Annotated in this window: 8 protein-coding genes and 2 pseudogenes; 4 read left to right on the forward strand and 6 right to left on the reverse strand. The window is 64.8% G+C overall.

The window, feature by feature from the left end:
- Positions 1-450, forward strand: a pseudogene (locus VGH54_RS01530) (FUSC family protein); the annotation flags it as partial.
- Between the two features lie 2 nt (positions 451-452).
- On the opposite strand, the gene VGH54_RS01535 reads toward VGH54_RS01530, so the two are convergent.
- Positions 453-1316 (reverse strand): alpha/beta hydrolase, encoded by an 864-nt coding sequence (locus VGH54_RS01535; RefSeq protein WP_331510179.1) that lies wholly within the window; start codon positions 1314-1316, stop codon positions 453-455.
- Between the two features lie 399 nt (positions 1317-1715).
- Between VGH54_RS01535 and VGH54_RS01540 the strand changes: the two genes are divergently transcribed.
- A complete protein-coding gene (locus tag VGH54_RS01540) occupies positions 1716-3350 on the forward strand; it encodes a fatty acyl-AMP ligase (RefSeq protein ID WP_331510172.1) in 1635 nt (544 codons plus the stop codon).
- 14 nt (positions 3351-3364) lie between these two features.
- Positions 3365-4174, forward strand: coding sequence for a GAF and ANTAR domain-containing protein (locus tag VGH54_RS01545; RefSeq protein ID WP_331510173.1), 810 nt, complete (start codon positions 3365-3367; stop codon positions 4172-4174).
- Here VGH54_RS01545 and VGH54_RS01550 read toward each other — a convergent pair.
- From VGH54_RS01550 to VGH54_RS01560, 3 genes are all read right to left on the reverse strand, one after another.
- Positions 4171-4914, reverse strand: a complete 744-nt coding sequence (locus VGH54_RS01550; RefSeq protein WP_331510174.1) for a GAF and ANTAR domain-containing protein — start codon at positions 4912-4914, stop codon at positions 4171-4173. The genes VGH54_RS01545 and VGH54_RS01550 overlap by 4 nt on opposite strands.
- Before the next feature lie 24 nt (positions 4915-4938).
- The gene (locus VGH54_RS01555; protein ID WP_331510175.1) at positions 4939-5646 is read right to left on the reverse strand and encodes a GAF and ANTAR domain-containing protein; all 708 of its coding nucleotides are present in this window, start codon (positions 5644-5646) and stop codon (positions 4939-4941) included.
- 117 nt (positions 5647-5763) lie between these two features.
- On the reverse strand, positions 5764-6579 hold the full coding sequence (locus VGH54_RS01560; protein ID WP_331510176.1) for a transglutaminase family protein: 816 nt from the start codon (positions 6577-6579) through the stop codon (positions 5764-5766).
- Positions 6580-6828: 249 nt separating this feature from the next.
- Between VGH54_RS01560 and VGH54_RS01565 the strand changes: the two genes are divergently transcribed.
- Complete coding sequence (locus tag VGH54_RS01565) at positions 6829-7272, forward strand: DUF5994 family protein (protein WP_331510177.1); 444 nt, start codon at positions 6829-6831, stop codon at positions 7270-7272.
- Positions 7273-7284: 12 nt separating this feature from the next.
- Here the strand turns inward: VGH54_RS01565 and VGH54_RS01570 are convergent, their stop codons facing one another.
- Positions 7285-8817 carry a wax ester/triacylglycerol synthase domain-containing protein gene (locus VGH54_RS01570; RefSeq protein WP_331510178.1) on the reverse strand — a complete coding sequence of 511 codons (1533 nt, stop codon included), beginning with the start codon at positions 8815-8817 and terminating at the stop codon, positions 7285-7287.
- Between the two features lie 118 nt (positions 8818-8935).
- Positions 8936-9303, reverse strand: a pseudogene (locus VGH54_RS01575) (hypothetical protein); the annotation flags it as partial.

Genomic DNA, 9303 nt, shown 5'->3' on the forward strand with positions numbered 1-9303 from the left:
AGCGCCAAGCCGCTGAGCGCCGGAGTGGCGGGCCTGGCCGGGCGCCGCAGCATGCGGCACGGCGTGAGGATGCTCGCCGCGTCCGACCGCTATGCGCGAATTCTGGTCCGCAGCAGCGAAACACCGATCGATGCCTCCCCGGAACTCGCCGACGCGGTCATGGCGACCACCACACAGATTCGCGGCAACATCGACGTGCTGATCACCTCGCTGGAGTTCAACCAGCCCGCAACAGTGTTTCCGTCCACCGATTTCATCGACGCCGCCGAGAGTCTGGCCAGACAGCAACACGATCAGCCGATGGCGCCGGAACGCCGGCGACTGCTGGCCGCACTGCACTCACTGCGCCAGATCGACCGCGTCATCATCAACGCCGCCATCGACCTCGGTGCAGACAATGGCGTACTCCTCAACGACCAAAGCTACTGGCCGCCCAACGACCGGGTGTAACGCTAACCCCCTTGACGGACAAGGAAATCCAGCACCGCGTCGGCGAATAGGTCATTGCGGTCGCCGGCCACCATGTGTCCCGCGCCTTGGACGTCGACGAACTCGACTTGCGGGAAGCGGGCCAGGAACTCGTCGGCACGGTCCTGGCTGACCAGGTCGCTCACTTGGCCGCGGACCAGCAACATCGGCACGCCACCGGCCAGGATCGCTCCTACCGCAGCGTTCATCCGGTCGACATCGGACAGTTCGATCGGCGGAAGCGATGCCTTCTCGCTGATGAACCTCGGATCCCAGTGCCAGTACCAGCGGTCGCCGCGGCGACGCAGGTTGGTGCGCAAGCCATTCAGGTCCGTGGGCCGCGGCCGATGCGGGTTGTATTCGGCGATCATGTCGGCGACTTCGTCGAGCGACTCGAACCCGGTCTTCATCCGGTCGGCCATGAAGGTGTGAATTCGGTTAGCGCCGGACTGATTCATGTTCGGCACGATGTCGACCAGAACCACCGCGCGGGCGATGCCGGGTGAAATCTCGCCCGCCAGAAGCATTGTCGTGAAGCCACCCAACGATGCACCGACCAGTACCGGTCGCGGGGGCAGCTGACGCAGCACCTCCTGCACGTCACCCGCGAAGCTGGCCAGCCGATAGTCGCCGTCTTCCGACCAGTCCGACTCGCCGTGGCCGCGGAAGTCGACCGTCACTGCTTGCCAACCGCGCTCGGCGACGGCCGCGGCCGCTTTGCCCCATGACCGGCGGGTCTGGCCGCCACCGTGCAGGAACACCACGGCCGGCGTTTCCGGGTCACCCAGTCGGTCGGCGACGATGCGAGTGCCGCCGACGCCGCGGGTGGTGAATGTCTCAGGCGTGATCGTCACTGTTCACCGGATAGACGTCGCCGTAGCCGTTGGTTTCGCTGTCCATGCCGCGAAGTATCGCCGTTGCGCTGAGCACTCGTTAGGAGATCTAGAAATTAGCTGGTGCTGAACTACTCGGCTTTGGCAAGCGGTTTCGGTCGGGGTACAGGTGCATAACAGCTCCGCCGAATAATTGACAGAGGCGGCAGTCGGCTTGGTACCGACATTCACGGTTGACACTCCAGCCTCTCGGAAACATCGCGGCGGCGATCGAATTTCCCCGCTGAACAGCGCTCGCGCGTCGATGTAGGCCGCCAAACCAGGTCTGCTGTTGTGTACTGGAGTCCTCGTCGACCGCCGGTTCACCTGCTGAAACGGCTCCGCACCGCCCGCGTGAGAGCCAGGGGATTTGTAGTGAGCCGATTCACCCAGACCATGTACGACAACGCCGAGAGCAGCTGCAAGGGCATGGTCACCGGGGAGCCGGACGCACCTGTCCGGCACACCTGGGGCCAGGTGCACGAGCGAAGCCGCCGCATTGCCGGCGGTCTGGCCGCCGCCGGCGTAGGGCACGGCGATGCGGTCGCGGCGCTGGCCGGCGCGCCTGTCGAGATCGCCCCGACCGCACAGGCCATCTGGATGCGCGGCGCCAGCCTCACGATGCTGCATCAGCCCACCCCACGCACTGACCTGCAACGCTGGGCCGACGAGACCACGGCCGTCATCAACATGATCGACGCCAAGGCCGTCGTGGTCTCCGATCCGTTCATGGCCGCGGCACCGCTGCTATCCGAGCTGGGCATGCAGGTGCTGACCGTCGAACAGCTACTCGACCACCCGCCGACCGAGCCCGTCGACACCGACGACGACGACGTCGCGCTGCTACAACTGACCTCCGGTTCGACCGGCTCCCCCAAGGCGGTCCGGATCAGTCACCGCAACGTCGTATCGAATGCCGAGGCGATGTTCGTCGGCGCAGACGTCGATGTCGAATCCGACGTGATCGTGAGCTGGCTGCCGTGCTTCCACGACATGGGCATGACCGGCTACCTGACGGTCCCGATGTACTTCGGCGTCGAGCTGGTCAAGGTCACGCCGATGGACTTCCTGCGCGACACCCTGCTGTGGGCAAGGCTCATCGACAAATACCAGGGCACCATGACCGCGGCGCCCAACTTCGCCTACACGATGTTCGCCAAACGCCTGCGCAGGCAGGCTCAGCCCGGGCAGTTCGACCTGTCAACGTTGCGGTGGGCGCTCTCGGGCGCCGAGCAAGTGGACCCGGCCGACGTCGTGGATCTGTGCGAAGCCGCCGCGCCGTTCGGGTTGCGGCCCGAAGCCCTGGTGCCCGCCTACGGCATGGCCGAGACAACGGTGGCCGTGTCGTTCACCGAGTGCGGCCGCGGATTGACCGTCGACGAAGTAGACGCCGACCTGCTCGCGATGCTGCACCGGGCCGTCCCGGCGTCCAGGGGTAAAACCCGGCGGCTGGCCTCCCTCGGTCGTCCACTCAAGGGGCTGGAAGCTCAGATCGTCGACCGGGACGGCAAGGTGCTACCCGCTCGCAGCGTCGGCGTCATCCACGTGCGTGGCGAACCGGTGACACTGGGCTATACGACGGTCGCCGGTTTCGTATCTGCGCAGGATCACGACGGCTGGTACGACACCGGCGATTTGGGCTATCTCACCGAGACCGGCAACGTGGTGGTGTGCGGCCGGGTCAAAGACGTGATCATCATGGCCGGGCGCAACATCTACCCGACGGACATCGAACGTGCCGCCGCCCGCGTCCACGGGGTCCGGCCCGGCTGTGCCGTCGCGGTCCGCTTGAAGGCGGGCCACCCGCGGGAGACTTTCGCGGTTGCCGTCGAAGCCAATGCCTGGGAGGACCCAGCCGAGGTGCGCCGCGTCGAGCGTCAAGTTGCCCACGAGGTCGTCGCCGAGGTCGATGTCCGTCCCCGCAACGTGGTTGTGCTCGAGCCAGGAATGATCCCGAAAACGCCGTCGGGAAAACTGCGTCGCGCCCACGCGCTGGCACTGGTGATCTAATATTGCCGTAGCTCATGCCCGATTTTGACGCCCAGCCTGGTCGCGAACCACCAGACCAGACCGAATTGTCCACCGCCCAAAGGGAAGCGGACGAACTCGACCTGCGCGCCGGACTGCGCGGTTTGGCAGGAATGGTGGCCGGCGGCCGCGGCGTATTCGAATTGCTGGGCGAGGTCGCCGCATTCGCCGCTGAGGCCATTCCCGGGGTCGACGGCGCCGGAGTTGCGTTGATCGAGCTGGGCAAAGGTCGCCCGACGCTACAGAGTACCTCTGCCACAGCGGGGTTCGTTCACACGATCGACGCCGTTCAATACGACGAGTTGCACGAGGGGCCGTGCATCACGTGCATGCAGTCGCGGCGAGCCACGGTCAGTGGATCGCTCGGCGCCGATGATCGCTGGCCGCACTTCGGTGGCCGGGTCGCAAGGATGGGCGTGCATTCCGCGTTGTCGCTGCCGCTGATAGTCGGCGAGCACGTGATCGGCGCGATCAACTGCTATGCCGACGGCCAGGACGCGTTCGGCGAACACGCCGTGCTGTTGGGAACGCAATTCTCCGGGCCGGCGGCGGTGTCGATCTACAACGCCGGCCTGCTGGCCGGCGCTCGATCACGTGCCGAAAAGCTGGAGCAGGCTCTGGATCACCGTGCGGTGATCGATCAGGCGGTCGGCATCATCCGCAGCCGGTCGGGTGTCAGCGCCGAGGTGGCGTTCAGCCGGCTCGTCCAGATGAGTCAAAGCGGCAACGTCAAGCTGCGGGTGGTCGCGGCACGACTGGTCGACGACGCCGTGCGGCGCGTCCATGCGCGGCGGGCACAGCGCTAAGCCAGTTGAGTCAAGTTGTGCAGCAGCGCCGGACGGGCGCCGGGATCTGCCATTAACTGCCGTGCCACGTCGGTCAGGTGATCGCCGTGGGCACGCGCGTACCTGCGTAGCAGCGTAAATGCCTCGTCGACCGATATGTCGAAGTGTTCGCGCAGGAAGCCCTTGGCCTGCTCGACGACGATGCGGTGGGTCAGCGCGGACCGCAGCTGCGGTATCACCGTCGCGGGCGTCGGCGGGTGTTCCTGCAGGATCGCCACGCACGCGACATGCGCCAGCGTCTGCCCAAGCAGGAGATCGGACTCGCTGAGTTCGCCGGGCCGGCCGCCGAACAAACCCAGAGAGCCCAACACGATGCCGGCGGCCCGCATCGGCACCGCGTGTACGGAGGCGACGCCCGCCTCGCGCGCGGCCGGAACAAAGCGCGGCCATCGGGTGGTCGCGGTGCTCAGATCCGCCACCGAAACCGGTTGGCCGGTGGCATAGCACTCCACGCAGGGTCCCTCGTCGGCCTGTAATTGAAAGAGTTCCAGTTCGCGCGTCTGATTAGAGGTCGCGGCCAGCAAGCGTAGTTGACCCAATGGGTCGACGAGCAGAAATCCCGCCGCCGCGATATCCAAGAGGTCTGCGCAACGTTCGGTGAGCTCGGTGAGCAGTTCGACGATGTCGAAGTCGTCGAGCAGGCTGTCGACGAGCGATACAACCGCATCCAGTACCCGAGTTTCACGAGGGGTTTCGGTCACGTTTGCCCTCCTTTTCGCATGGCATTAATCGGCTTCGAGTCGCAGTCGCCGGTCGAGGATGTCGCGGGCGACCTCGGTGGCGCTGCGGTTGGTGGAGTAGGCGTGGGCGCGCAGGCGTACCAACGCCTCGGCGGGTTCGACCCCGAGTTGGGCGACGATCATGCCGGTGGCCTGACTCACCTCAGTGCGGCTTAGCGCGTTGAAGTCGGCCCAGGCGCCGCTGTAAGGGTCGTTGACGGCGGCCTGCAGGTCGGACTGCATGTGGTCCAGCAGAGGGGCGCCGGCCAGCTCGGCGGCGATGACAGCGCCGGCGAGCTGGTCAACGTGTAGCTCGCCGGGCAGTTTCTTGAAAAGGTCCAGGGCGCCGACGAATTCGCCGGCCAGCACGACCGGAATCGCGAAGACTCCCCGGATCTTGTAATCGAGCAAGGCGGGGCGGTACAGCGGCCACCGAATGAAGTTGGGTGTGGCGAGGTCTGGAACGAGGACGGGGCCACGCGTCGAGACGGAGTCCAGGCACGGACCCTCGCCAATGGTGAACTGGAGTTCGTCATAGTCGCGCGCGGCCGCGTTGCTGGAGCCGAACGTTCCGCTGGTGACCCCCGAGAAGACCAGTGAAATGGCCGCAGCATCAATGCCGAACAACGTCACGCAGGCCTCGCAGAGTGAATCAGCTGCCGCTAGACCACGCCGGCCGTCGAGGGCCGCGCGCAGCTGTTCAGCGATCGCCACATTTAGCCGAGCGAGGATCGGGCATTAATCGCAGTGCCCGGACGTCGAGGTGGCGGGGTCATACCTCCACCATCCACCAATGGGAGCCGATTTGCGAGTATTGGCGCACCGGGCCCGCTAGCCGATGGACACCAGTTGGTCGATCGAGTCGATGGGCAGATCGCCGTCCACGATCGCCGTCACCGCCAACTTGTGCAGGATGATCGCTCCTCGGTGATTGTCCAGGAAGGCGATGTCGGCGGCGTCGCGCCCGGTGGCGATGCGCACCAGCGACTGCCGAGGCGCCAGCAAAGTTCCGTCGACGACCCGCCATTGACCACCCACGAACGCCTCGGCGACCGCGTGAAAATCCATCGGATACAGGCCCGGCGCATAGACCGACACCACGCGGGCCGGCACCTTGACCGCCCGCAGCATCGCCACCACCAGATGCGCGTAGTCGCGACACACCCCGGCGCCGGCGAGCAGGGTCTCCACCGCTCCATCGATCGGGTCGCTCGAGCCCGGTACATAGTTCAGCCGGGTGCCCACCCAGAGGGAGACTCGCTCCAGCAGACTCGTCGAATCCGCGTAGCTACCGAATTCCGTTGCGGCAAAACCATAGAGCTTGTCCGCCTCGGCGTACCGGCTGGGACGCAGATACATTGACAGGTCGTGTTCGGTCACCGGCGCCGGGTCGGTCCGGCCGACGATCGTGGCGGCATAGTCGACAGTCAGGTAGCCCACCGGCACATCGAACTTGTGGATGCGGTTACCGTGCGTACCGCTGATCTCCAAGGCCTGAACGGGTTTACCGTCCAGCTCAAACGACAACCGTTCTGACACTTCGGTATTCGGGTGCGGCGCGACAGCAATCTGGAATTCCAACGTCGTCGGGTCGGTGATCTCGACTTCGAGCTCCGCGGCCACCTCCCGTTTGGACTGGCGGTCCATACGCGATTCCTTGTCCTCGATGTTGATCTCCGCGGGATTCCAGGATCGACAATCGGATGCGATCGCATGTTTCACATTCGGCCGCGAGCCACCGCAGAATCACCGCAGACCAAGAGCGTTCCCCTGCCGACAGTACACGCGGCGTGTAGCCTCGTATGCACCGGCGATATTTCGCACGCAGCCGTTTGAGATTGTGTCGTCGCCGATTCGAATGAGTTGGTCGATTCGCGGCCAAGACAGGAGCGTCGCATGACGCTACGAAGTGGCCGAAGCTCAACAGATTCGACGCGCACCCGACCCCGGATCACACCCCGCCTGCGGTTGAAGCCCAAGGGATCCACTGCCGGCAGCGTCGATGGAGCGTGGTGGCCGCACAGCGACGACCTTCCGATCGAACTTCCAGATTTGTTGGCAGTGCTCTCGATACGACTGGGCCCAATCGATCGCGTGACATACAACTTTGCCGACTGGGCGACAGCGCCGACCGAATTCCCGGCGGGCGACGATATGGTCCGACTCAGCGGCTACTACCAGCAACCCGGCAACACCATTCAAGTGGTCGGCATCGATCACACCAAGCTCGCCCTCTTGGTGGTACCGACTGGCACCGACCCAGAGCACGCACATGACATCATGATGTCCGCGGCAGGGCCGAACAACGAATCGACAATCGACCGACTGCTGCACCACTAGCCCGCACGACGGTCAATAACCGCGTGCTTGCCGGCGCTTGCTGGTGTGCGCTGCCATCTCGGTGACGACCGAACGGCCTTGTCCGCGAGGGGATTTGCGTGCGGCTGCCACCAGGGTGTCGAGCGCGTCGACAATTCCGGTCGCTATCTCGTCGACCCCGGGCACATTGTCCGGACACACGCACACAGTCAGATGCATCTGCTCGCCGTGGGTCGTTGGCGTGATGGTCAACCCGCAACCTTCCAGCAGCGGCGTCACGGTATACATACCGATGACCTTCGCGCCGGCGCAGTACGCAGGCCACGACGGACCCGAATCGGGAGAGACACTGCCGTGTGAGATCGGCGTCAGTCGTTGCCGCACATCCAGTGTTTTGACGATTCGCATACCCGCGTGGAGCACCGTCGACGGGATCAACGACGTAATGGCCGCTGTGTTACCGGTGAAGTGTTCGTTGTCGTCATCGTGAGAATGCGCGGTATTCATCTGCTCGGTAGCAGTGTGAAGGTTGGTCAGTATCTCGATGGGATCGCCGAGCTGTACCGGGATGCGGATTTGGGCCGCGATCGGCAACTCTCGATCTTCGCCGGGTGCGGCGCCTGATTGGGCGAGCGGCATCCACATCGCCAGGGGATCGTCGGGCACGGTGTCGTAGCGCTGCAGCCAAGCACGCAGCGACAGAGTGCAGGCGGCCAGCAATACATTCGTGACGTCGCCGCCGAACGCGGTGCTGACCGCCTCCAGATCGGCTTGACAGATCGAGGCGAATGCGACGGCCCGGCGGTCGGTCAGGGGTGCGCTGAACGCATTGCGTGGAACTGGACCACGCATCGATGACACCGCTGGCGGCACCGAATCGCGTTCGTCGACACGATTCGTCCCGCCCAGCTGCCTGCGCACCACGTGCAGCAGACCAGAGACGGTCTCCGCGACGAGGTAGACACCCTTGAATTGGAATTCGAGAAGCTCGCTGATCACCTCGGCTACGAGTTCACCTACCGCAGGTTTGCCCGGACTCGGTTGCCTTGGCTGATCGTCGCTGCCGGCGTGGTGGGGATCAGAGCGCAGTAACCGTGACCAGACGGCCGCCGCACCGACGCCGCGTTCGCTCAGTACCGGCGACAGTCGCAGCGCCAGCGCCCACCGGCCACCCGACAGACCGTCAATGCTCCAGGCTTCCCAGAGCATTTCGCGTTGATGACGTGATTCCGCACTCAAGTGCGCGGTCAGGTCGGCGAATTCGCGCTGACCACCCGGCGCCTGCAGCGTTGCCCGGTGAATCTGCGACGACGGGTCATACCTGTCGATCTCGGTCCAAAATGGCGGGCCGAGCCCCCACGGCCTGTCCACCAGCCTGCTGCGAAAGCGAGTCAGTTGCGGCAACGACGAGCCCACCCATTGCTGTAGCCGCTCGTGACTCATCTGGTCGGCCGGCTCGAGAACAATGAACGACACGGCGGGCGCCTGGGTGGTCGACTTCTCCAGTAGAAGCCGTAAGGCGTCGACCGACGACGCCCGGACAGCCGAGAATATGCCTCCGGTCAAGCCAACCAAACCCTCTGAACGACAACCTCAATTTCGCGTGAGAAGCACCGCTGATTGTGCCGACCCTACTCTCGTCCGGGCTAGAAGCACACCCGCGAGATGTCTTGTCGATTTCCGTTCACAGAAAAGAGTTTTCGTTGGTCAGTCCGCGTTCCGGGAATGCGCCGAGCGCAAAGGTCTCGGCATTGCCCAGCCCGGTGCCGCCGCCGACCGGATCGTCGATCCGAACCAACAGGTCCCGCAGCTGGTGCAGCTGACGTGCGTTCTCGGGCCTGTCGCAGTCGGTGACGTGACTGCCCTCGACCTTCAGGTCGCCGACCCACTGGCCGTACACCCAGTCGTTCCAGCCGTAGTAGCCCGCGGTGCCGAGATGAAAGCCGGTGGGGCCGGCGGCGGTGACCGTCAGCGGACGTTTGGAGCCGTCGGTGTCGATCAGGGTGATCGTTCCGTGCGTGAACCGCCGGTTGCCGTCTTCGAAGTGCATGT

The organism is Mycobacterium sp., from assembly GCF_036488105.1.
GTDB lineage: Bacteria > Actinomycetota > Actinomycetes > Mycobacteriales > Mycobacteriaceae > Mycobacterium.

Excerpts from the sequence above, each read along its gene's own strand:
- VGH54_RS01545 (WP_331510173.1), top strand. The coding sequence starts at position 3,365 with ATGCCCGATTTTGACGCCCAGCCTGGTCGCGAACCACCAGACCAGACC.
- VGH54_RS01560 (WP_331510176.1), bottom strand. The coding sequence starts at position 6,579 with ATGGACCGCCAGTCCAAACGGGAGGTGGCCGCGGAGCTCGAAGTCGAG.
- VGH54_RS01565 (WP_331510177.1), top strand. The coding sequence starts at position 6,829 with ATGACGCTACGAAGTGGCCGAAGCTCAACAGATTCGACGCGCACCCGA.